This is a genomic window from Oceanihabitans sediminis (assembly GCF_003337215.1).
Classification (GTDB): domain Bacteria; phylum Bacteroidota; class Bacteroidia; order Flavobacteriales; family Flavobacteriaceae; genus Oceanihabitans; species Oceanihabitans sediminis.
Genome location: NZ_QPIG01000003.1, coordinates 205,112 through 227,938 on the forward strand (window position 1 = coordinate 205,112; position 22,827 = coordinate 227,938).

16 protein-coding genes are annotated in these 22,827 nt (G+C 35.0%); 6 read left to right on the top strand and 10 right to left on the bottom strand.

What is annotated here, in order from left to right; all coding sequences use genetic code 11:
* Positions 1–204: 204 nt before the first annotated feature.
* From secA to meaB, 5 genes are all read left to right on the top strand, one after another.
* Positions 205–3,555: a preprotein translocase subunit SecA gene (gene secA / locus DU428_RS09285; RefSeq protein ID WP_113966423.1), complete on the top strand. Its 3,351-nt coding sequence runs from the start codon at positions 205–207 to the stop codon at positions 3,553–3,555.
* Positions 3,556–3,832: 277 nt separating this feature from the next.
* Positions 3,833–8,653: an HYR domain-containing protein gene (locus DU428_RS09290; protein WP_113966424.1), complete on the top strand. Its 4,821-nt coding sequence runs from the start codon at positions 3,833–3,835 to the stop codon at positions 8,651–8,653.
* An 11-nt stretch (positions 8,654–8,664) separates the two neighbouring features.
* Entirely contained in the window at positions 8,665–9,456 is a 792-nt protein-coding gene (locus DU428_RS09295) for a T9SS type A sorting domain-containing protein (RefSeq protein ID WP_083585084.1), read from the top strand.
* Between the two features lie 197 nt (positions 9,457–9,653).
* The gene (locus DU428_RS09300; protein WP_072351222.1) at positions 9,654–10,208 is read left to right on the top strand and encodes a DUF2911 domain-containing protein; all 555 of its coding nucleotides are present in this window, start codon (positions 9,654–9,656) and stop codon (positions 10,206–10,208) included.
* 57 nt (positions 10,209–10,265) lie between these two features.
* Positions 10,266–11,342 (top strand): methylmalonyl Co-A mutase-associated GTPase MeaB, encoded by a 1,077-nt coding sequence (meaB, locus tag DU428_RS09305; RefSeq protein ID WP_113966426.1) that lies wholly within the window; start codon positions 10,266–10,268, stop codon positions 11,340–11,342.
* A 1-nt stretch (position 11,343) separates the two neighbouring features.
* On the opposite strand, the gene DU428_RS09310 is transcribed toward meaB, so the two are convergent.
* The gene (locus DU428_RS09310; RefSeq protein WP_072351224.1) at positions 11,344–12,285 is read right to left on the bottom strand and encodes an NAD-dependent epimerase/dehydratase family protein; all 942 of its coding nucleotides are present in this window, start codon (positions 12,283–12,285) and stop codon (positions 11,344–11,346) included.
* 91 nt (positions 12,286–12,376) lie between these two features.
* On the opposite strand from DU428_RS09310, the gene DU428_RS09315 reads away from it, so the two are divergent.
* Positions 12,377–13,093, top strand: coding sequence for a glycosyltransferase family 2 protein (locus tag DU428_RS09315; protein WP_113966427.1), 717 nt, complete (start codon positions 12,377–12,379; stop codon positions 13,091–13,093).
* Positions 13,094–13,105: 12 nt separating this feature from the next.
* On the opposite strand, the gene DU428_RS09320 is transcribed toward DU428_RS09315, so the two are convergent.
* From DU428_RS09320 to DU428_RS09360, 9 genes are all read right to left on the bottom strand, one after another.
* On the bottom strand, positions 13,106–13,690 hold the full coding sequence (locus DU428_RS09320) for a phosphatase PAP2 family protein (RefSeq protein ID WP_072351226.1): 585 nt from the start codon (positions 13,688–13,690) through the stop codon (positions 13,106–13,108).
* Between the two features lie 22 nt (positions 13,691–13,712).
* On the bottom strand, positions 13,713–13,940 hold the full coding sequence (locus DU428_RS09325; protein ID WP_072351227.1) for a hypothetical protein: 228 nt from the start codon (positions 13,938–13,940) through the stop codon (positions 13,713–13,715).
* The gene (locus tag DU428_RS09330; RefSeq protein WP_072351228.1) at positions 13,927–15,312 is read right to left on the bottom strand and encodes an MATE family efflux transporter; all 1,386 of its coding nucleotides are present in this window, start codon (positions 15,310–15,312) and stop codon (positions 13,927–13,929) included. Before DU428_RS09330 ends, DU428_RS09325 begins: the two co-directional genes overlap by 14 nt.
* Positions 15,313–15,359: 47 nt before the next feature.
* The gene (locus DU428_RS09335; RefSeq protein WP_072351229.1) at positions 15,360–16,301 is read right to left on the bottom strand and encodes an NAD(P)H-dependent flavin oxidoreductase; all 942 of its coding nucleotides are present in this window, start codon (positions 16,299–16,301) and stop codon (positions 15,360–15,362) included.
* A gap of 83 nt (positions 16,302–16,384) precedes the next feature.
* Positions 16,385–17,572 carry a tRNA 2-thiouridine(34) synthase MnmA gene (mnmA, locus tag DU428_RS09340; RefSeq protein WP_072351230.1) on the bottom strand — a complete coding sequence of 396 codons (1,188 nt, stop codon included), beginning with the start codon at positions 17,570–17,572 and terminating at the stop codon, positions 16,385–16,387.
* 262 nt (positions 17,573–17,834) lie between these two features.
* Positions 17,835–18,533, bottom strand: coding sequence for a toxin-antitoxin system YwqK family antitoxin (locus tag DU428_RS09345; RefSeq protein WP_072351231.1), 699 nt, complete (start codon positions 18,531–18,533; stop codon positions 17,835–17,837).
* A 128-nt stretch (positions 18,534–18,661) separates the two neighbouring features.
* Positions 18,662–20,560, bottom strand: a complete 1,899-nt coding sequence (gene yidC, locus DU428_RS09350; protein ID WP_072351232.1) for a membrane protein insertase YidC — start codon at positions 20,558–20,560, stop codon at positions 18,662–18,664.
* 177 nt (positions 20,561–20,737) lie between these two features.
* Positions 20,738–22,378: a CTP synthase gene (locus DU428_RS09355; protein ID WP_113966428.1), complete on the bottom strand. Its 1,641-nt coding sequence runs from the start codon at positions 22,376–22,378 to the stop codon at positions 20,738–20,740.
* A 213-nt stretch (positions 22,379–22,591) separates the two neighbouring features.
* On the bottom strand, positions 22,592–22,825 hold the full coding sequence (locus DU428_RS09360; RefSeq protein ID WP_072351234.1) for a DUF3820 family protein: 234 nt from the start codon (positions 22,823–22,825) through the stop codon (positions 22,592–22,594).
* Between the last annotated feature and the right edge of the window lie 2 nt (positions 22,826–22,827).

Sequence of the window (22,827 nt, forward strand, 5' to 3'; positions counted from 1 at the left end):
ACGTATCTTTGAAGACTAATAAAAAACCCTAAAGGCTTTGCCCCGAGGGAACCATAGAAAGGTGTGCTTCCCTAAAACAGAAACACAACAATCTCTATATTAGTTTTAAATTATATACAAATAACAATCAAAAAACTTTACAAACCTTGTGTTTGCTCATATAGCTTCACCTGTGGTAAGTAAAGAAAGTAAAACAAATAACACATGAGTTTTTTAGATTCAGTACTAAAAGTGTTTGTTGGAGACAAGTCTAAACAAGACGTTAAAGCCATCACACCTTTAGTGAACAAAATAAAAACCTTTGAAGCTGCCTTAGAAGCTTTATCGCACGATGAGCTTAGAGCAAAAACGGCTTTCTTTAAAGAGAAAATTGCCGAGGCACGTAAACCACTTCAAAGTAAAATTGACGAGCTTCTACTAAAAGCAGAAAACACCGAAGATATTGATGACCGTGAGGAAATCTACATACAAATCGATGGTATTAAAGATGAGGTGTATAAAGTAACAGAAGATGTTTTAAACGAAATCTTACCGGAAGCTTTTGCTGTAGTTAAAGAAACTGCAAAACGTTTCACCCATAATACTAGCATTCAAGTTACTGCTAATGAATTCGACAGACAAATCTCTGGAGATAAAGATTATGTTACTTTAGACGGTGACCAAGCACTATGGGCTAACTCCTGGGATGCTGCAGGAAAACCTATTACCTGGGACATGATTCACTATGACGTGCAGTTAATTGGTGGTATTGCTATGCACCAAGGTAAAATTGCAGAGATGCATACCGGGGAAGGAAAAACCCTAGTTGCTACACTTCCTGTATATCTTAACGCATTAGCAGGTCGCGGAGTACACCTAGTAACAGTAAACGACTACCTAGCAAAACGTGATAGCGCATGGATGGCTCCTATTTTTGAGTTCCATGGTATGAGTGTAGACTGTATAGATTATCACCGACCTAATTCTGCCGCTAGAAAGAAAGCATATAACGCAGATATCACTTACGGTACAAACAACGAGTTTGGTTTTGATTACCTAAGAGATAATATGGCACACAATCCAGACGATTTGGTGCAACGCCCACATCACTACGCTATTGTAGATGAGGTGGATTCGGTTTTAATTGATGATGCAAGAACACCATTAATTATTTCAGGTCCTATCCCTAAAGGAGATCAGCACGAATTTGACGCTTTAAAACCTAAGGTGGAAGATATCGTTTCGGTACAACGTAAATTTTTAACGGGAGTTTTAGCCGAAGCAAAAAAACTAATTGCTGCTGGTGATGAAAAAGAAGGAGGTTTCAAACTACTTCAGGTTTATAGAGGTATTCCTAAAAACAAAGCACTTATTAAGTTTTTAAGTGAAGAAGGTGTAAAACAACTACTTCAAAAAACTGAAAATTATTACATGCAAGACAACAACCGTGAGATGCCAAAGGTAGATGCGGAATTGTACTATGTAATTGAAGAGAAAAACAATCAGATTGAATTATCAGATAAAGGAATCGAATACCTTTCTGGAAAAGACAATCCGGACTTCTTCATCATGCCAGAAATTGGTACAGAAATAGCTAAAATTGAAGCAAAAGGTTTAAGCAAAGAAGAAGAAGCTGCAGAAAAAGAAGAATTATTCAGAGACTTTGGTATCAAATCCGAACGTATTCATACCCTTAACCAATTACTAAAAGCATACGCACTTTTTGAAAAAGATGTACAGTATGTTGTAATGGACAATAAGGTAATGATTGTAGATGAGCAAACCGGTCGTATTATGGATGGACGTCGTTATTCAGACGGACTACACCAAGCGATTGAAGCAAAAGAAAGCGTAAAGATTGAAGATGCTACCCAAACATTTGCTACGGTAACCCTTCAGAATTACTTCAGAATGTACCGTAAGCTTTCTGGTATGACAGGAACGGCGGTTACAGAAGCTGGGGAGTTCTGGGAAATCTACAAATTAGATGTTGTTGAAATTCCTACCAACAGACCTATTGCTCGTGATGACAGACAAGATTTAGTTTATAAAACCAAGCGTGAAAAATATAACGCAGTTATTGATGAGGTAACGAAACTTTCGCAAGCAGGAAGACCAGTATTAATTGGTACTACCAACGTAGAAATTTCAGAACTTTTAGGAAAAATGCTTTCTATTAGAAAAGTTCCTCACAATGTATTAAACGCGAAACTGCACAAAAAAGAGGCAGATATTGTAGCAGAAGCAGGTAAACCAGGACAGGTAACCATTGCTACCAATATGGCAGGTCGTGGTACAGATATTAAGCTAAGCGAAGAAGTAAAAGCTGCTGGAGGTTTAGCCATTATTGGTACAGAACGTCATGATTCTCGTCGTGTAGACAGACAGTTACGTGGTCGTGCCGGTCGTCAAGGAGATCCAGGAAGCTCGCAATTCTATGTTTCGTTAGAAGATAATTTAATGCGTCTTTTCGGAAGCGAACGTATTGCGAAAATGATGGATAGAATGGGATTACAAGAAGGTGAAGTAATTCAGCATTCTATGATTTCAAAATCTATTGAAAGAGCACAGAAAAAAGTAGAAGAAAATAACTTTGGTGTACGTAAGCGTTTACTAGAGTATGATGATGTAATGAATGCGCAACGTGAGGTAGTTTACAAACGTAGATATAACGCCTTATTTGGTGAGCGTCTTCGTGTAGACATCGCGAATATGGTGTATGATACAACAGAACTTATTGTAGACACGAATAAAGCGGCAAACGACTTTAAGAATTTCGAATTTGAATTAATTCGTTACTTCTCTATGAGTTCGCCAATTACGGAAGCAGAGTTCACAAAACTTTCGGTTCAAGAAGCTTCTCAAAGAGTTTATAAGGCTGCTTTTGCGCATTATAAAGAAAAAATGGAGCGTAATGCAGAAGTTGCATTCCCTGTAATTAAAAATGTGTACGAAACACAAGGAGATAAATTCAGAAGAATTGTAGTTCCTTTTACAGATGGTGTAAAATCTTTACAAGTGGTTACAGACTTAGAGAAAGCATACCAAACACAAGGAAAACAACTTATTACCGATTTTGAAAAGAATATCACTCTAGCCATTATTGATGATGCGTGGAAAACACACCTTCGTAAAATGGATGAGTTAAAGCAATCGGTACAATTAGCGGTTCACGAACAAAAAGACCCGTTGTTAATTTATAAATTCGAAGCTTTTGAATTATTCAAATCCACAATAGACCAAGTTAATAAAGATGTCATCTCTTTCTTATTTAAAGGAGAACTTCCTACACAAGAGTCTAATATTCAAGAAGCAAGAGAAACTCCTAAAAAGGAAAACTTACAGACACAAAAAGAAGAAATCCCGAACTTAGACGAACGTTCTTCTCAAAACAGAGCTGCAGGTAATACACAACGTCAACAAGAAGTAGTAGAAACGATTGTTCGTGACAAACCAAAAATTGGACGTAACGACAAAGTGACTATCAAAAATGTGATGAGTGGCGAAAATAAAACAGTAAAATACAAACAAGCAGAACCTTTAATTGCCAAAGGCGAATGGGTTTTAGTAGAATAAGTATTTTCTAAAATAGACAGTTAAGAAATCCTGAAGTATATGCTTCAGGATTTTTTTTGCGCTATAGTTTTATATAATCGCTAATCTCATCGAAGAAACTATCTCCTACAAAACAAGACATCCGATAATCTTTTCCTTTCAACGAATAATGTAAACAACTGACAATCAATTATAATTTAATTCCCTAATTTAGTTTCGTTGGTGATTCCGACAATCTATCCATAGATTTTTTTCGATTAATAGCACAGTAAAACAAAACCGAAAAAAATAATATAATATGATGCTTTACAAAACCCTAAAGCAATATTTTGTGCTATTAATTATTTCCTACACGTTTAGTGTTTCACAAAATATTTCTGCACAAACTATCAGCTTTGGCTCTTCTGGATTAGTTGGTCAAACTGTTTTAAATCCTACTTCTTTAGATTTTGGACCAGATGGAAGACTTTACGTTTCACAACAAGATGGAAAAATTTGGGCTTATACCATAAGTCGAGATGCAGCAATTTCTGGTAGCGGAACCTATACAATTACCAATACCGAGGTAATTAATACCATTCAAACAGGAATTGTAAATCATAATGACTCTGGTGTTGCAAACACAACACAGCAACGCCTAATCACCGGAATATTAACTGCAGGAACACCAACAAACCCTATTATATATGTAACCTCATCCGATTTCTTATTCGGTGGTGGTGGTGCTGGTAGCGATACCAACCTAGATACCAACTCTAGTATTCTTTCAAAATTAGAATGGACAGGAACTTCTTGGCATAAAATAGATTTGATTAGAGGTTTAGCTCGTTGCGAAGAAAACCATGCTATTAATGGTATGGACATGTTTGAAAAAGATGGCAACACCTATTTACTTATCTCACAAGGAGGAAACACAAACAAGGGAGCTCCTAGTAATAATTTTGCGGGTACTCCAGAGTATTTTCTTTCTGGATCTATACTAGTTGCAAATCTAACACAGCTAGAAAGTATGCCGGTATATACAGACCCAAGAACAAATACCGAGTATGTTTACGATTTACCAACACTAAACGACCCTACAAGATTAGACATTGATAATACGCATCCGGAATTCCCATATCCTGTTGGACATCCAATGTATAACGCAACCATAGACATCAACGACCCCTTTGGTGGAAACAATAGCTTAAACCAAGCTTTTCCAGAGCCAGGAGGACCATTACAGGTTTTTGCTCCTGGCTTTAGAAATGCTTATGATATTTTAGTTACAGAAGGCGGAAGAATTTATACTTCAGATAACGGACCAAATTCTCTTTGGGGAGGAGTTCCAAAAATATACGACAGTGCCACAGACCAATATCTAGGAGATGAAAGCACGATTACTTATGATCCTTTATTGCACTATGTAACCAACGAAATGAATGAATCTGGATCTAGCTTAATTGGTGACCCACTACATTATGTAGGAACGATTAACGATTCTAATAAAACTTATTATGGTGGACATCCAATTCCTATTGCAGCATTTCCTTCAAGAGCTAAAGTTATAGCCTATCATAAAGTAAATGGAACATGGGAAGCAGCAAGCACACACGATTTCGGAACACTGTTAACAGGTGCTGCTGGTTATTTTAATAATTCCTTTTCCATAGCAGATTTTCCAGACGAACCTAGGTTAGCAGAATATCTTTTAGATGAACCAGTGGGAAGCTCAAAAGTAAATATTCTAGATGTTAGAAACTCCTCTACCAATGGAATTACCGAATACACAGCTTCTAACTTTGGCGGAATCATGCAAGGAAATGTATTAACAGCTTCCTTCAACGGAGACATAAATAGATATAAATTTAATACTGCGGGAAATGCTATTGAGGAATACGAGGTTATTTTTAGTGGTTTCGGGTCCATTCCTTTAGACGTGATTGCGCAAGGTGATAACGATGTTTTCCCTGGAACAGTTTGGGCAGTAACCTATGGTGCAAATAATATTACGGTTTTTGAACCTTCGGATATAGATTGTATACAACCTGGAGAACCAGGATATGACCCAGAAGCAGATAATGACGGGGATGGCTATACCAACCAAGATGAAATAGATAACGGAACAAATATCTGTTCACAAGGTAGTAAGCCAAAAGATAATGACGGAGACTTTGTTTCCGACTTAAATGATGATGACGACGATAATGATGGCATTTTAGATGTAAACGATCCTTTTGCTTTAGACCCAGATAACGGTTTAAGTACCAATCTTCCGGTAAACTTACCTCTATGGAACAACGATCCGGGCACAGGATTCTTCGGATTAGGATTTACAGGCTTAATGCTAGATCCTTCCGGAAACACAGATTATCTAACCCAATTTAACGAAGAAGATTTATCCTTTGGTGGTGCTGCAGGAAAAGCAACAGTCGATTTAGTGACTAGTGGCGATGCATTAACAAACAACCAAGCTAATGCGTTTCAGTTTGGTGTGAATGTTGACTCTAACTCCAACCCTTTTACGATTCACTCGAAAATTGAATCCCCTTTCTTCGGAATTAGTGGTTCGCAAACAGAACCTGTAGATTATCAATCCTACGGAATTAGTTTAGGAAACGGTGATCAAGACAATTATTTGAAACTCGTTTTAATGAATGGAACTTCTAATGCTGATACAGTGCAAGGCTTACAAGTTTTAATGGAAGACAATGGCGTAGTAACACATGATACTGCCTATGATATTCCCGGAATATTAAATGCAGGCTCTGTAAATTTATACTTCAGTGTAGACCCTGCTGCCAATACAGCACAACCTTTTTATTCAATTGATGACGGACAAACACTAAATGTATTAGGTGCACCAATAACATTACCGCTAAGCTTTTTAGACGCTACAGACAATATAGGTCTTGCCATAGGAATGATTTCCACCTCTAGAGGGGCTACCCCATTTACTGCTACTTGGGATTATTTTGAAGTGTATGAAAACCAAAACGGCATACTTTCCTCAGAGCCAGAACCTTTAGATTTCGGTCTCACACCAACAGCAAATTCCTTAAGAAAAAAACCTTTAAAGCTTAGTAATGAAGGAGGCCCAACTGATGACCCTATTACAATTTCAACTTTAAACTTTACTGGAGTAGATGCTGCACTCTTTAGTACAGATGCCGTATTTCCTATAGTTGTTAACCCTGGTTCATCGGTACACATTCCTATTAACTTTTTATCTGATAATATAGTAGGTATTAAAAATGCTACGGTAGAAATAACGCACTCCGGAAACAACCCACTAATCACTAATAATGTAACCGGAGAACTTACAGATATTTATCAACCAATAGTTAGGATTAATGCCGGTGGCGCAACCATTGCTGCTTCAGATGGAGGGCCAGATTGGGAAATAAATAATTCTAATGGCTCAACAACCGGACCTTCCTATACCGTTTCATCTGGTTCAAAATTTGAAATTACTCCTATGGAATTAGACTATGCAGCTAAAGACGCTTCTATTCCTGCATATATTGATGAGGCTACCTATCTAGAAATCATTCGTACACAACGAAGTATTTCTGCTAGCTCTACTCCTATGGTATTTTCTATACCTGTTCCAAACGGAGATTATATTGTGAACTTTTACGCAGGAAACCTGTATCACGGAACTAGATTTCCAGGCTCCCGTATTTTTAGTGTAGATATAGAGGGCGAAAGAAGAATAGATAATTTAGACGTTGTAGCATCTTATGGACACCGTGCTGCAGGGATGATTCAAAATAACGTACAAGTAAATGATGGAATCCTAGAAATTGCTTTTTTTAGAAATATAGAAAATCCGCTTGTAAATGCCATAGAAATACTTGGAGTAGCAAATTCTAATATTGTCATCGAACCAATCGCAGATATTACTAACTGTGAATTAGAAATATCCGACTTCTCAGCCATAGCTAGTGGAGGAAGTAGCTCTGCTAACTTCACATATAGTATTAGTGGACAACCGAGTGGTTTATCTATTGAGCCAACCAACGGACTTATTTATGGAACTATAGATGCGAGTGCTGTTACTGGCGGACCGAATAATGACGGTGTACACCAAGTAATAGTTACCGTTTCTAAACCTGGAAGTACAGATGCGACTGAAACCTTTACTTGGACTGTTTTAGAAGACATCGAAGCTCCTGCATTAACTTGTCTAGCAGACATCGCACAAACAGCAGATGCTGGTACGTGTAGTGCAATCGTAAGTATTGCAGAACCAACAGCCACAGACAATTGTACTAGCGCTATTACATATTCAGGAACAAGAAGTGACAGTTTAGAGTTAACAGATACATACCCATTAGGAAATACCATTATTACTTGGGTGGCAACAGATGCTGCTGGAAATAGTTCGGCTACTTGTGAACAAACAATAACGATCACAGATGATGAACTACCTATCATAACTTGTCCGGAAGATATTATAGAAATCATAGCGGAAGGCGAAACACAAGCTACAGTAGCTATTACAGAACCAACTGCTACAGATAATTGCTCCGGAGCTATAAGTTATAATGGTGTTAGATCGGATGCTTTAGCTTTAACCGATACCTATCCTTTAGGAGAAACCATTATTACCTGGATTGCAACAGATGCTGCAGGAAATGAATCGGGTGCATGTACACAAACCATAACCGTTACGCATTCATACAGCTTAAGCTTAATGGTAAGCTTACAAGGAAGAACCGATTATTCCGGAAGCTATTCCGTAATCATCTATAAGGAAGAGGACTTAGTAACACCAATTCATAGTTTAAATGAAACAGCAGATACTAGTGGAAATATTCTGCTTAGCACAGAACTTATTCCGGGCAACTACAAGGTTTTAGTAAAGCACCCTCAGTACTTACAGCGACTACTTAATCTAACTTTAGTAGAAAACCAAACAGAAACTATAAGTCCAATGCTGGCAGGAGATATTAACAACGATAATAATGTCAATTTCTTAGACTTCGGAATTTTATCTAGTACCTATGGACTAAGTTCCACAGACACTGGGTTTGACAGTCAAGCAGATTTAGACAATAATTTAACCATCAACTACTTAGACTTCGGATTACTGTCTGGAAACCATAGCTTGTCTGGTGAAACACAAAATGATTAAAACAAGAAATTATGAAAACGATTAAAAACTTAAGCTTTAAAATACTTTTGTTACTAACTATCATAGGTAGTTTTAACATGAAAGCGCAAACAAACAATGCATCAGTCGAAACAGTAGACATACTTGCAAGCGTTGATGCAAATCCGCCACTCGCAATTGGTGATACATTTACGTATACACTACAAGCAGTTGCAGGTACGACCCCATATACGGTAGTTCAAATATATTTAGAATATAATGAAGCCGTTATTCAACTAAATAGTTTAACTCCGGATTATACAGACCTGAATATTCCTTTAGCAAACGATACTTCTGTTCCTGAGGTTATTCGTTATTCTGCTGGTACTTTGTCGGGTCCTCTTACCGGAACCACCACCTTATTTACAGCTGTCTTTGAAGTTGTAGGTACTTCAGAATTTGTCATGATAACACATGACTTAGCTGTTGACGGAAATTCTAATGGCACAGGAGTTGCAGGAACTGCAGGGCTAGATATTACAGGAAGTGTCAACGATATTATTCTAGCTACACTCCACACAGAAACAAATACCTTTAGCAATGCTATCTCCATTTATCCAAACCCAGCAAAGGATGTTGTGAATATTCAACTAAATGCTGCTAATCCAGGTATTCAATCTATAAACATGTACACCATAGATGGAAAGCTTGTACTACAAAAGGAAAACATTACTAGCAATAGCATTTCTATAGATACCTCCAAGTTTCATAATGCCATCTATTTCATGAAAGTTATATCAACTAAAAATGAAGTAGAGATCTTTAAGATACTTGTCGATCATTAATTAATCCTAATATCGAGTTTAAATCAGGGTAGCATATAAATGTAACCCTGATTTTTTTTATTCTACCCAAGTTACACCTATAAATTAGTCGAAAATATATCTGATAAATCATCAAATAATTCTCATGAAAAGTCCGTTAGCTATTTAAAGATGCACAATTTTTAAAGTATATTTACACTTTAAAACAGTTTACAGAAATGAATAGATTTTTAAAATGGGTTATAGGATTATTAGCTATCGCACTGGTTGTGGTTTCTTTTTATTCTTATAAAAATGGTGGCTTATTTAGCAATTCTCTAAGTCCTAAAAAAACAGTTGTTTTTCAAGTGGAAGACTTAAAGTTAGAAGTGTTTTATAATAGACCATCCAAAAGAAATCGTGAAGTATTTGGTGCTTTAGTTCCTTACAATAAAGTGTGGCGAACAGGTGCAAACGAAGCTACTACTTTTGAAACCAACAAAGCATTAAAAATCGGTAACGATTCTCTTCCTGCTGGAAAATATACGCTATGGACCATCCCGAATGATACTACTTGGAATGTAATGTTCAATTCAAAACAATATAAGTGGGGTGTTGATATGGAAATGAAACCGATGCGCAAACCAGAATTTGACGTTATTAACGTAAGTGTACCCGTAAAAAAACTAGAAACAACCGTAGAGCAATTCACCATAGGATTTGATAATTCTACAGATAATTTATCCCTAACCATGGCCTGGGATGATACTATGGTTGTAGTTCCTTTAAAATAACACTATATTCTAGTCTAGAATTCTCCTACTAATAATAAGTTATAGATTTAAATTGTCGTGACTAAGCAAAAGAAATCAGCATTAAAAGAACAGGAAGGTGTTTCACAAAGTGAAATCACTAACAGCATTTCTATAAAAAACATTCAACGAAAACGAAGAGCAAAACCTAGTGTTGAAGATCTGGTTTCTCAAATTCTAAAAGGAGATATTACGGCTCTAAGTAGAGCAATTACCTTAGTGGAAAGTAAAAATGCTTCACATGTTGAAAAAGCAAATGCTATCATAAAATCCTGTTTACCAAATGCCAACAATTCGGTACGAATTGGTATTACCGGAGTCCCTGGAGTTGGAAAAAGTACGTTTATAGAGTCTTTTGGAAAATATTTAACGGCACAAGGCAAAAAGGTAGCCGTACTAGCAATCGACCCGAGTAGCTCTCTAACCAAAGGAAGTATATTAGGCGATAAAACAAGAATGGAGGACTTAGTAAAAGACAAAAATGCCTTTATAAGACCTTCCCCTTCGGGAGATTCTCTTGGAGGTGTTGCAAGAAAAACTAGGGAAACCATTACGCTTTGTGAAGCTGCAGGATTTGATACCATTATTATTGAAACTGTTGGTGTGGGACAAAGTGAAACTGCTGTACATAGTATGGTGGACTTCTTCTTACTACTTAAATTAGCAGGTGCAGGCGATGAGTTACAAGGTATCAAACGAGGAATTATAGAAATGGCAGATGCTATTGCTATCAATAAAGCAGATGGAGAAAATACGAAGTCTGCCAAAATAGCTAAAGTAGAATTCAATAGAGCTTTACATCTCTATCCTAAAAAAGAATCCTCATGGACGCCTAAAGTGACTTTATGCAGCGCCTTACACAACGAAGGAATAGATAATATTTGGAATATTATTCAGGACTATGTAAAAATCACTAGTGAGAATAATTACTTACAGTTTAAAAGAAACGAGCAAAACAAGTTTTGGCTTATTCAAACTATTGAAGAGCAATTAAAAAGTTCCTTTTTTAATAATGCAGAAATCAAAGCTGCGCTAGAAAAACAATTGCAGCTTATAGAAGACAATAAAACAACACCTTTTGCTGCTGCCGATTATCTTCTAGGATTAAGGAGTTAAATTACATGAAGTTCTCTTTATACCAATTAACCTGATATCTTACCCCTTCTAATAAAGTAGTTTTCGGATTGTAGTTTAGTAGCTTTCTAGCCTTATCAATATTTGCTTTGGTACGTAGTTGGTCTCCTGCCCTAGCCTCTACATGATTAATCTTTATAGATTTACCAATAACAGCTTCTACAGCTTCAATTCCCTCTTGGGTGGTATGCTCCACCTCTGTTCCTAGATTAATGATTTCACCATCTAATTTCCCTTCATTATTAATCACACTTACTACGCCATCTACAATATCTCCAACATAGGTAAAACTACGCAAATGTGATGCACTACCATCAAATAATGGAAAAGCCGAATCATTAAAAGCACAAGCAATTAGTTTGGTATACATTTTTTCTGGTCTTTCTCGAGGTCCAATCACAGAATATAATCGTAAGGAACAAGCTTTAAACTGTTTCTCTCTACTCTTTTGTAAAACCAACTGTTCTGCTGTCAGTTTTGTCACTCCGTAATGCGAAGCAGGTTTCGGAGCTACATCTTCTGGAAAAGTTGCTTCTAGACCGTATATAGATGAAGTTCCTATGTTTACAAAAAGTTTTAAATCTGTTAGACTTTGTGCGTAGTCAATTAGATTTTTGGTAGCTAGTATATTATTGGAGAAATAATCTTCAAATGTAGAAGTTTTAGAAATTCCTGGTTGAGCTGCAAAATGAAAAATATAATTAATGTCTTTTGGAAGCGCTTCCGCTAAATCGGTATCTCTTAGATCTTTATTTAATACAGGAACCCCTTTGCTTTTCAGTTCTTTTTCATTTAGTTTTTTCAATTCTAAACTATAGTAAGACGAAAAATTATCGATACCAATAACATCATGGCCTAATTTTTTCAATCTTTCTGCGGTGTGTGATCCGATAAAACCTGCTGCTCCTGTAACTAATATTTTCATAATGATAGAATTACATTAAAAGTAACATTTTTTTTCGGAAATATTCCTTTCCACAAAAAAGAATACATTTGTATTCTCAATTCTTTCTATTATGCACTTTCAGTTCACCATAATTATTCCTGTTTATAACGAAGAAGATAATTTACTTCGTTTGGAAAAAGAGCTGCTTTTATATCTTGAAATTGCAAATAAAAAATCTAAAGTGCTTTTTGTTAATGATGGTTCTTCAGATAAAAGCCAAGAAATCATCGAAGCTATTTGCAGTAGAAACCCTGCTTTTACTTTTATAAGTTTCAAGGTTAACAAAGGATTAAGCGCAGCTTTAAAAGCTGGTTTCGACTTTACAAACACGGAATTAGTTGGCTATATAGATAGCGATTTACAAACGTCGCCAAAGGATTTCAATTTACTATTAAGTCATATTAATACTTTTGACTTGGTGACAGGAATGCGAACAAACAGAAAGGACAGTCTTTTAAAAAAACTTTCGTCTAAAACAGCAAACAGCTTTAGAAAGCTTTTTACCAAAGACGGTATGGATGACACAAATTGTCCGCTTAAAGTACTAAGAACAGATTATGCTAAAAACATTCCTATGTTTAACGGCCTACATAGGTTTTTACCTGCAATGGTTTTATTACAAGGCGGAAAGATAAAACAGATTCCTGTGAAGCACTTTCCTAGACTTGCTGGTGATTCTAAATTTGGGTTTTGGAATAGATCCATTGGACCTTTTATAGATTGTTTTGTTTTTCTATGGATGAAAAAGAAATACATCAACTATACCGTTAGCAAACAAAATATTTAAAGAAAATATCGCTTATTTTTCTACAGGAAGCGTTTCCACAAATCGTTTTAAAATATAACCTAAGAGTTTATAAAACATAAATCCAGAAAGCGCTCCGAAAGTCAATCCACAAACAATATCTAGCGGATAATGAACGCCAACATAAATTCGGCTATAAGCAACAAATGCACTCCAAAATAGTAAAATAAAAATGAGGTTTTTATAATACGGACGTAGCAATAAACCTGCAAAAACAGCTGCAGACATGGAGTTTGAAGAATGACCAGAAAAGAAACCATACCTACCACAGCGTTCAGCTATAAAACGCATAGACTCCATAACCCCTTCTTGTCGGCAAGGTCTAAAACGCTTAAATCCGTGCTTAAAGATATTGGTAATTTGATCTGTAAACGTAATCATCAACACAATAACAAGAACAGAAATCAATAAGGTTTTTAGACCAAAGTGCTTATAAATTAAATACAATAATAAAGCATAAAGAGGAGCAAATGTTAACTTATCTGTAACTACAAGCCAAAAAGCATCCCAAGTTTCAGAACCTAGATTATTTAAAAATAAAAATAAGTCTTGATCGTATTGTATTAATTGGTCTATCATATTAAAAGCAGAATTGTATTAATTACTCTTCGTAACGAGCAATCTCTCTATCATAGAAGTCTGTAGCCTCTTGAATTAAGTTTTCGGCCTCTAATTCTAATTCCTTTTGATCATGCTGATCAAAATCCTCAAACCATTCTACCTCATCATTTTCAAGATTAATTACAAACCTTGGAAAATCGGTATGAATTACAAAGATAGCATTTGGGTAGTCTGTATTATCACCAAGTATAAATTTAGGTAGTTCCATGTTTTGAGTCAATTAGTTTTTTTGTTAAATAATTAAAGCGAATATACAATAAAATTGCAGCGGTTGTTAGTCCTGCAAGCAAACCTAACCAAATCCCGAAGCTAGCATAAGCATCTTCTTTTCCTAAAAACCAGCTAATAGGAAAACCAATTAACCAATATGAAATAAAAGTGATTAGGGTTGGGATTTTCACATCTTGAAGTCCGCGTAAAGCTCCTAAAACAACAACTTGAATACTATCACTTATTTGAAAAATAGCTGCAGCAAACATTAATTTGGAAGCAATACTAACTACTTCCGTATTATCTACAAGGTTTTTAGCATCGTCAAGATCTACATATATTTTTGGCAGTTGATTGTGAAAAATAAAGAAGAATAATGCAAAGCAGGTTGCGAATATAGTTCCTAATAAAAATAAGGAAAAGGCAATTCTGCGTAGCTCTACATAGTTTTTTAATCCTTTTTGATTCCCTACTCGAACCATAGAAGCAACACTTAAGCCCATAGCAACCATAAATGTCATAGAACTTAAATTTAATGCTATTTGGTTTGCTGCCTGTGGATTTTTACCTAGCATACCACTTAACCAAACAGCAGCTGTAAATATTCCAACTTCAAAAAGCATTTGCATAGCACTAGGTGTTCCAAGGCTAATAATTCTTTTCATCATACCGCTTTCTAACACAAAAAACTTGATGTTAGTTACATAGTTTTTAGATTTTTCTTTCCCCTTCAACAACCACCATAGGTAAATTACCATCACAAATCGAGAAACTAAGGTTCCGTATGCCGCACCAATAATTCCTAATTCTGGAAAACCAAACTTTCCAAAAATCAACACATAGTTTAATACAACATTTACAATATTTGCTAAAATAGTAGCATACATGGGATAGCGAGTCATAGATAAGCCATCACTAAATTGTTTAAATGCCTGAAAAACAATTAATGGTATTAACGAAAATGCTACTAAATCTAAATATGGAATAGCTATTTCAACAACCTCTATTGGCTGTTTCATGAAATACATAAGAGGTTTAGCAAAATAGAGCAAGAAAAACAGGAAAACACCTAGGGTAGTACATAAAAACAATCCGTGTTTAAATGCCGATTTTCCTTGAATAAAATCTTTAGCAGTATCTGCTTCTGCAACCAAAGGTGTTATTGCTGTTGAAAAACCAATACCAATAGACATGGCTATAAACACAAAACTATTCCCCAGTGAAACTGCGGCTAGTTCTGCGGTTCCTAATTGACCAACCATGATATTATCTACAAACTGGACAAAAGTATGTCCTAGCATACCTAACATTACAGGTGCTGCCAACTTCCAGTTGTATTTAAATTCTTTGGTGTATTTACTTAAAATCATTCAGCAAAAATAAGATTACTGAAAGAGTAATCTTATTATTTTTTTAATTATAAACTAGAAACACTTTTTTTAGCTTCTTCAAATTCTTGCATCATGTCTGCTACAATTTGAGCTGCTGGCTTGATATCATGAATTAGACCTGCAATTTGTCCTATTTCTAATTCTCCATCTTCTAAATCTCCTTCAAACATACCGCGTTTAGCTCTAGCTCTTCCTAGTAACTCTTTTAATTCCTCTATGGAAGGACCTTTTTTATAAAGTTCTTGAACTTCGTTAAAGAATTTATTTTTCACCAATCTTACTGGCGCTAATTCTTTTAAAGTTAGCTGCGTATCTCCTTCTTTTGCATCTACAACAACTTCTTTGAATGCTTGATGTGCCGAACTTTCTTCACTTGCAACAAACCTACTTCCTACTTGCACAGCATCTGCTCCTAAAACCATTGCTGCCAACATTGCTTGCCCTGTTGCAATTCCTCCTGCTGCTATTAAAGGAATTTCTATCTGTTCCTTTACCATAGGAATTAAAGTTAGTGTAGTCGTTTCATCTCTTCCGTTATGACCACCTGCTTCAAAACCTTCTGCTACAACCGCATCAACTCCTGCTTCTTGCGCTTTTAAAGCGAATTTCACACTACTAACTACATGCACGACAGTAATTCCTCTTTCTTGTAACCATTTGGTCCAAGTTTTAGGATTACCTGCGGATGTGAAAACAATTTTAACTCCTTCTTCTACAATAATGTTCATTATTTCTTCAATGTTAGGATATAACATTGGAACATTCACTCCGAAAGGTTTATCTGTAGCCTTTTTACATTTCTGAAGATGTTCTCTTAAAACATCAGGGTACATACTTCCTGCACCTATAAGCCCTAAAGCACCTGCGTTACTTGCTGCAGAAGCTAACCTCCATCCGGAATTCCAAATCATTCCTGCTTGAATAATTGGATATTGTATATTAAAAAGTTTGGTGATTTTGTTTTCCATATTTAAAAGCTATTTGCGAGAAATTTAAAAACCTATTACCACGTTTTCGTTCTCGCAATTACGATACATGGAAAAATATTATTTTAAGAAATTACTCCAGAACCAATAAGTTCTTCACCGTGATGCCAAGCAACAAATTGTCCTTCGGTAATTGCAGATTGTGGTTTTTCAAACTCTACATACATACCGTTTTCTACTTGATAAAGAGTCGCATTTTGCAATTCTTGACGGTATCTAATTCTGGCTTGAACTTTCATAGTTTCTCCTACTTGAAGCGCTAAATCCTCACGAACCCAATGTACTTCTTCATTTGAAACAAAAAGAGCTCTTTTGTATAAACCTGGATGTTGCTTTCCTTGTCCGGTATAAATGACATTATCATCTACATTGGTATCAATTACAAACAATGGTTCTGCTGTACCACCAACGGCTAGCCCTTTACGCTGTCCTTTGGTGAAATAATGTGCTCCTTGATGTTTCCCTACAACTTTTCCGTCTGCAACTTGATAACTAGCTTTTTCAGATAAATATTCTAATTCTTCTAATTTATTAGAGAAACTAGGAGTTTCTTTATGAAAAGCCTGGTTGCTTTCAGGAATTTCTACTATAACACCTTCTTTAGGTTTTAATTGTTGTTGTAAAAATTCTGGAAGTCTTACTTTCCCTATAAAACATAGTCCTTGCGAGTCTTTTTTATCTGCAGTGACTAAATCTAATTTCGCTGCTATTTCTCTTACTTGAGGTTTTGTTAATTCCCCAATAGGAAATAAGGATTTAGACAATTGCTCTTGGGATAACTGACACAAGAAGTAAGACTGATCTTTATTGGTATCTACACCAGCTAAAAGTTGGTAAATTTCCTTACCGTCTTTTTCTAGAGTTGCTTTTCTGCAATAGTGACCGGTAGCTACATAGTCTGCACCAAGTTCTAATGCAATTTTCATAAAGACATCAAACTTGATTTCTCTATTACAAAGCACGTCAGGGTTTGGCGTTCTTCCTTTTTCATATTCATGAAACATATAGTCAACAATACGCTCTTTGTATTGCTCACTTAAATCTACCGTTTGAAAAGGAATACCTAATTTATCTGCTACAATCATAGCATCATTACTGTCATCTAACCACGGACATTCATTTGAGATTGTCACAGAGTCGTCATGCCAGTTCTTCATAAACAAGCCTATTACCTCATAACCTTGCTCTTTAAGTAAATAAGCTGCAACGCTTGAATCTACTCCTCCTGATAGTCCTACAATTACTCTTTTCATGCTGCAAATTTACAAATAATTAAGTCTCCTTTCAATTATAATAAGGTGCATATTTTTACAAACAAATGCAGTTCGTCGAAAACTAGGCTGTAAATTTTTATATGCTAGAAATATTTATAGATTTGTAATATAAATTTAGGTAATCCCTTTCATTGAGATTGATTAATAGCTTATTCACATTTAATGACTACCTAAATAAAAAGCTCCCTACGTAAGTAAGGAGCTTTTATACTTTTAAAGCTGTTTGTTTATTTGAAACGCTTTATTTTTTATAAGGATTCTTACTCTTTCTTGTAAAATCTTTTTCTTTTACTAATTTTCCATTTTCGTAGTATTTCCAAACGCCATCTTTTCTGTCTCTTTTATATTGACCTTCTAAAACCATCACGCCGTTTTTTGTGTAGTACTTTGCAGGACCATGTAATTCTCCAGCATCATAAGCATATTCTTTTATAACCACACCCGTTTCGGAATACCAAATAGATGGACCGTGAAGCTTACCATTAACATAAATTTCTTTTTGAGCTAAAGCACCGTTATCATAATACACTAGTCTTTCACCATCAAGTTCGCCTTTATCATTATAGTTATCTATACTTAAAATATTTTTAGATCGGTTTTGATAATATGTCCAAGCACCAACAAATAACTTACCGTCCATTTGCCCTTCACTTATAAGTTTTCCTGTGGAAGCAAAAAAGGAAACTTTTGCTAAGTTATTGTCTTTGTTAAACTCTTTTGTGGCAGCAATTACCGGCTTTCCGTTTACGTTTTTGTAATATTTAAAAACACCTATTTCTTTACCATGCAAAAACTCCCCTTCGTAACGAAGCACATTGGTGTTTTCAAAATTCTTTTTCCAAATACCATGACGCTTTCCTTTTGCATCCAATTGGTTGATATCTTGTGCCGAAGCAAAAATGCTTAGTATAAATACACAGAAAAATAATAGATTTTTCATAATTTGATAAAGGTTTCTATTTAAATAAAATTGTTTTCAATAGGTTTATATATAGCAAAAAAGCTGCCAAACTTTTTAATAAATAGTTAGCAGCTTTTTTACTCTTAAAGTCTTCAATAACGGAAGAATTATTTTCTTTTTTGAGCTTGTTTTTGTTTTTCTGCCTGCTCCATCATTTCAGCCATTTTTCTTTGAAAACGACTTTCTTTCTTAGGCTTTTTCTTATTAAGCTGAATCTTAGCATGAATTTTCTCTTCATCTAAAATGAAATTCTTAATCACGATCATGATTCCGATACTAATTACGTTAGAAATAAAGTAATATAAACTTAATCCAGAAGCGTAATTATTAAAGAAGAACAACATCATGATTGGCGAGAAGTAAATCATATACTTCATCATTTTTTGCATATCTGGCATCCCTTCCTGTGTAGGTTGCGAAGCCATTTGTTGTCCCGTAGTCATTTTCATATAGAAGAAAATTGCTATAGACGCTAAAATAGGGAATAAACTTACGTGATCTCCATAAAATGGAATATGGAATGGAAGTTCTGCTACCGTATCATAAGAAGATAAATCGTCTGCCCATAAAAAGCTTTTTTGTCTTAAATCGAAAGCTGAAGGGAAAAACTGGAATAAAGCGTAGAATACAGGTAACTGAATTAAAGCCGGTAAACAACCGCTTAACGGACTAGCACCTACCTTTGTTTGAAGCGCCATTGTTTCCTGTTGGATCTTCATTTTATTGTCTTTGTACTTCTCTTTTATAGCATCTAATTCTGGCTTGATAATTTTTAATTTAGCCTGAGATAAGAACTGCTTGTATTGTACGAAGGATAATAATAATTTAATTAAAATCGTCATTACAACAATTGCCACACCATACGGTAAGAAAGAACTTAGCATAGAGAATAACGGCACAAATAAATAACGGTTTATCCATCCGAAAATACCCCAACCAAACGGAATACTATCTTCTAAACCTATATCATATTGCTTAAGTGTTTTATGATCTGTTGGTCCGAAGTAATATTTTAAAGGCTGATTAATTTCTCCTGCGTGAATGTTTAATGCAAACTTAGAAGCATACTGCTTTGTGAAAACAGTATCAATTTCTTCATCCTCTACTAGGTTCTTAGAAGTTAATTGCACCGATTTTATTGGTTGATCTGCAACTAATATAGAACTGAAGAAATGCTGTCTGTAAGAAATCCAACTAGCATCTTCTATCATTTCGTCGTCATCACTTGTTGGACTTAATTTATCTAACTTATCTCCTTCATATTGATATGTTAAACGCGTATATCTGTTTTCATAAGAAATACTTTTGTCATGTCTGAAAGTTTTCAGTTTCCAATCTAAATTTATTTCTTGAGAACTATTTAAAACAGTACTTAAACCTTGTGAATTGATAGAAAAATCTATCATATAATCGTTTGGTTTCAATTCATATCTATATTCTAAAAACTGTGTTGGAGACACCTTTAGTTTCATAGAAACCACTGTGTTTTCTCCATTTTTAGAAATAGTTGGTTCAAAAAATAAATCCTGAGTATTTAAGTTTCTATTATCTGTAGTATTGAAGCTAATATTAAAAGCAGCGTTTCCGTCTTTAATTAAATAAATAGGGATAGAATCGTAATCTACAAAACTCTTTAATCTAACTTCACTTAGGTAACCTCCTTTATTACTAAACTTTAAAGCTAGTAAGTCGTTTTCTACAAGTGTTTCTTTGTCTGTTGCAGAAGGTAATGTAGAAGAATATGCAAATGCACCTAATTTATTATTAAGAGCAATTAATTGTAAAGAATCTGAAATAGTTGCTGCAGAATAATCTACTGCAGAAGTTACTAATGTTTCTTCTTGTTTGTTTGCTTTCTTCTCTGCCTCTACCTGTTCTTGCTTTGCTCTTTCTTGCTCTGCAAGTTCTTCAGGTGTAGGCTGATTCATGTACATCATGTACACTAAAATTCCAAAAATCAGGATAAAACCTATAATTGAATTTAGATCTAGTTTCTTTTCTTCCATAATTAATATCTACTCTTCCGATAGGGAAAAGGTTAATATGTTATTTATTAAACTCTATTTTACGTGAAAAACAAACATCTAAATAGACATTTGTTTTTCTCTTTCGTTTTACTCACAAATTTATAATCAAAAACCTTCTTTCAAAGGTTCAGGATGTATTCAAAAATGTATCCGTTTTTAATTTTTTGCCATAGTGGCATCTTTCTTTTTATTTTTATGCTTTAGTGCTGCTTTTACAAAAGCTATAAATAAAGGGTGCGGATTAGCAACAGTACTCTTATACTCTGGGTGATATTGCACACCAACAAACCAAGGATGCTCAGGAACCTCAACTACTTCTACTAAATTAGTTTCTGGGTTTACACCTGTTGCAATCATTCCGGCTGCTTCTAACTGCTCTTTATATTCACTATTAAACTCGTATCTATGTCTGTGACGCTCTAAAATAGCTTCCGATTTGTAAGCTTTAGCAATTAAGCTGTCTTTCTTTAAATCGCAAGCCCAAGCTCCTAAACGCATGGTTCCACCCATATCTGTAATGTTTTTTTGCTCTTCCATTAAGCTAATTACAGGGTGTGAAGTTTCGGTGTTCATTTCGGTAGAGTTTGCATCTTTAAGGTTTAAAACATTACGAGCAAATTCAATAACAGCCATTTGCATACCTAAACAAATTCCTAAGAATGGGATATTGTTTTCTCTTACGTATTTAATAGCGGTTACTTTTCCTTCTACACCTCTTTCTCCAAATCCAGGTGCTACCAATACAGCATCTAAGTGAGAAAGTTTTATTTTTATATTATCTTCATTTAAATATTCTGAATGAACAGACTCTACATTTACTTTCACTTCATTTTCTGCTCCTGCATGAATAAAAGCTTCTAATATCGATTTATAGGAATCTTGTAATTCTACATATTTACCAACTAAACCAATAGTAATTTCGGTTTTTGGATTTTTATGAAGTTTTAAGAATTTATTCCATTGTGTTAGGTCTGGTGTATTGCTAGGTAAAGCTAATTTCTTTAAAACAACCTTATCTAAGCCTTCTTCTAACATTAGGTTAGGAACATCATAAATTGTAGAAGCATCAATAGATTGAATAACTGCTTCTTCTCTTACATTACAGAATTTAGCTAATTTACTACGTAAATCGAATGGTAATTCATGTTCTGTTCTGCAAACTAATATATCTGCCATCACACCGCTTTCCATAAGTGTTTTCACACTGTGCTGTGTTGGTTTTGTTTTTAACTCTCCTGCTGCAGATAAATAAGGAACTAATGTAAGATGAATAACAATAGCGTTATTTTCCCCTAAATCCCATTTTAACTGTCTTACAGATTCTACATAAGGTAAAGACTCAATATCACCTACAGTACCACCAATTTCAGTAATAACAATATCGTACTCTCCTGAATTACCAAGAAGTTGGATTCTGTTTTTAATTTCGTCTGTAATATGTGGAATTACTTGAACCGTTTTTCCTAAAAATTCTCCACGACGTTCTTTTTCAATGACGCTTTGGTAAATTCTTCCGGTAGTTACGCTATTTGCTTGGCTGGTAGGCATATTTAGAAAACGTTCATAGTGGCCTAAATCTAAATCTGTTTCTGCGCCGTCGTCTGTAACATAGCATTCACCATGTTCATATGGGTTTAGCGTACCTGGATCGACATTAATATACGGATCAAATTTCTGAATAGCTGTCCTGTAACCTTGTGCTTGTAGTAGTTTTGCTAAAGAGGCAGCAATGATACCTTTTCCTAGTGAGGATGTTACTCCTCCTGTTACGAATATGTATTTTGTTGTAGTTGTCATGTTGCGTTGTTAAACGCGAGCAAATTTACGATTTTAAGTTTAATAGTTTAAGTCTTTATGCGTTTAATTTTTGCTTTCGTTTTTAAAGTGTTTTTGGCTGTGAAAAAGCACTATAAAACCAATAAGTTTGAGAGTTGTTTACGAGCAAAAAGCTGAAATAAAACACAAATTTCTTTGAAAGGAAAATGTTAAAAAAAGAAGAACTAGTTAAAACTATTTCTTTGGAAAATTTTTCTGAATATTTCTAATCAGCATTTCAAGACCATTCAGCTTTAGCGTATAAACTGTTTCTAGCATTTCGCCCAGCTTTCCTTTAGGAAACCCTTTACTGTGATACCACACCACATAGTATTCTGGCAAATCTATAAGATATTTACCCTTATACTTTCCGTAAGGCATTTTAGTATGTGCTAATTTTATTAAAAACTCTCTATCTGGTTGAAGCATTT

What these genes read in the sequence shown, in the direction of transcription:
- secA (WP_113966423.1), top strand. Translation starts at nt 205, where the DNA reads ATGAGTTTTTTAGATTCAGTACTAAAAGTGTTTGTTGGAGACAAGTCT.
- DU428_RS09290 (WP_113966424.1), top strand. Translation starts at nt 3,833, where the DNA reads ATGATGCTTTACAAAACCCTAAAGCAATATTTTGTGCTATTAATTATT.
- DU428_RS09295 (WP_083585084.1), top strand. Translation starts at nt 8,665, where the DNA reads ATGAAAACGATTAAAAACTTAAGCTTTAAAATACTTTTGTTACTAACT.
- DU428_RS09300 (WP_072351222.1), top strand. Translation starts at nt 9,654, where the DNA reads ATGAATAGATTTTTAAAATGGGTTATAGGATTATTAGCTATCGCACTG.
- DU428_RS09310 (WP_072351224.1), bottom strand. Translation starts at nt 12,285, where the DNA reads ATGAAAATATTAGTTACAGGAGCAGCAGGTTTTATCGGATCACACACC.
- DU428_RS09315 (WP_113966427.1), top strand. Translation starts at nt 12,377, where the DNA reads ATGCACTTTCAGTTCACCATAATTATTCCTGTTTATAACGAAGAAGAT.
- DU428_RS09320 (WP_072351226.1), bottom strand. Translation starts at nt 13,690, where the DNA reads ATGATAGACCAATTAATACAATACGATCAAGACTTATTTTTATTTTTA.
- DU428_RS09325 (WP_072351227.1), bottom strand. Translation starts at nt 13,940, where the DNA reads ATGGAACTACCTAAATTTATACTTGGTGATAATACAGACTACCCAAAT.
- DU428_RS09330 (WP_072351228.1), bottom strand. Translation starts at nt 15,312, where the DNA reads ATGATTTTAAGTAAATACACCAAAGAATTTAAATACAACTGGAAGTTG.
- DU428_RS09335 (WP_072351229.1), bottom strand. Translation starts at nt 16,301, where the DNA reads ATGGAAAACAAAATCACCAAACTTTTTAATATACAATATCCAATTATT.
- mnmA (WP_072351230.1), bottom strand. Translation starts at nt 17,572, where the DNA reads ATGAAAAGAGTAATTGTAGGACTATCAGGAGGAGTAGATTCAAGCGTT.
- DU428_RS09345 (WP_072351231.1), bottom strand. Translation starts at nt 18,533, where the DNA reads ATGAAAAATCTATTATTTTTCTGTGTATTTATACTAAGCATTTTTGCT.
- yidC (WP_072351232.1), bottom strand. Translation starts at nt 20,560, where the DNA reads ATGGAAGAAAAGAAACTAGATCTAAATTCAATTATAGGTTTTATCCTG.
- DU428_RS09355 (WP_113966428.1), bottom strand. Translation starts at nt 22,378, where the DNA reads ATGACAACTACAACAAAATACATATTCGTAACAGGAGGAGTAACATCC.
- DU428_RS09360 (WP_072351234.1), bottom strand. Translation starts at nt 22,825, where the DNA reads ATGCTTCAACCAGATAGAGAGTTTTTAATAAAATTAGCACATACTAAA.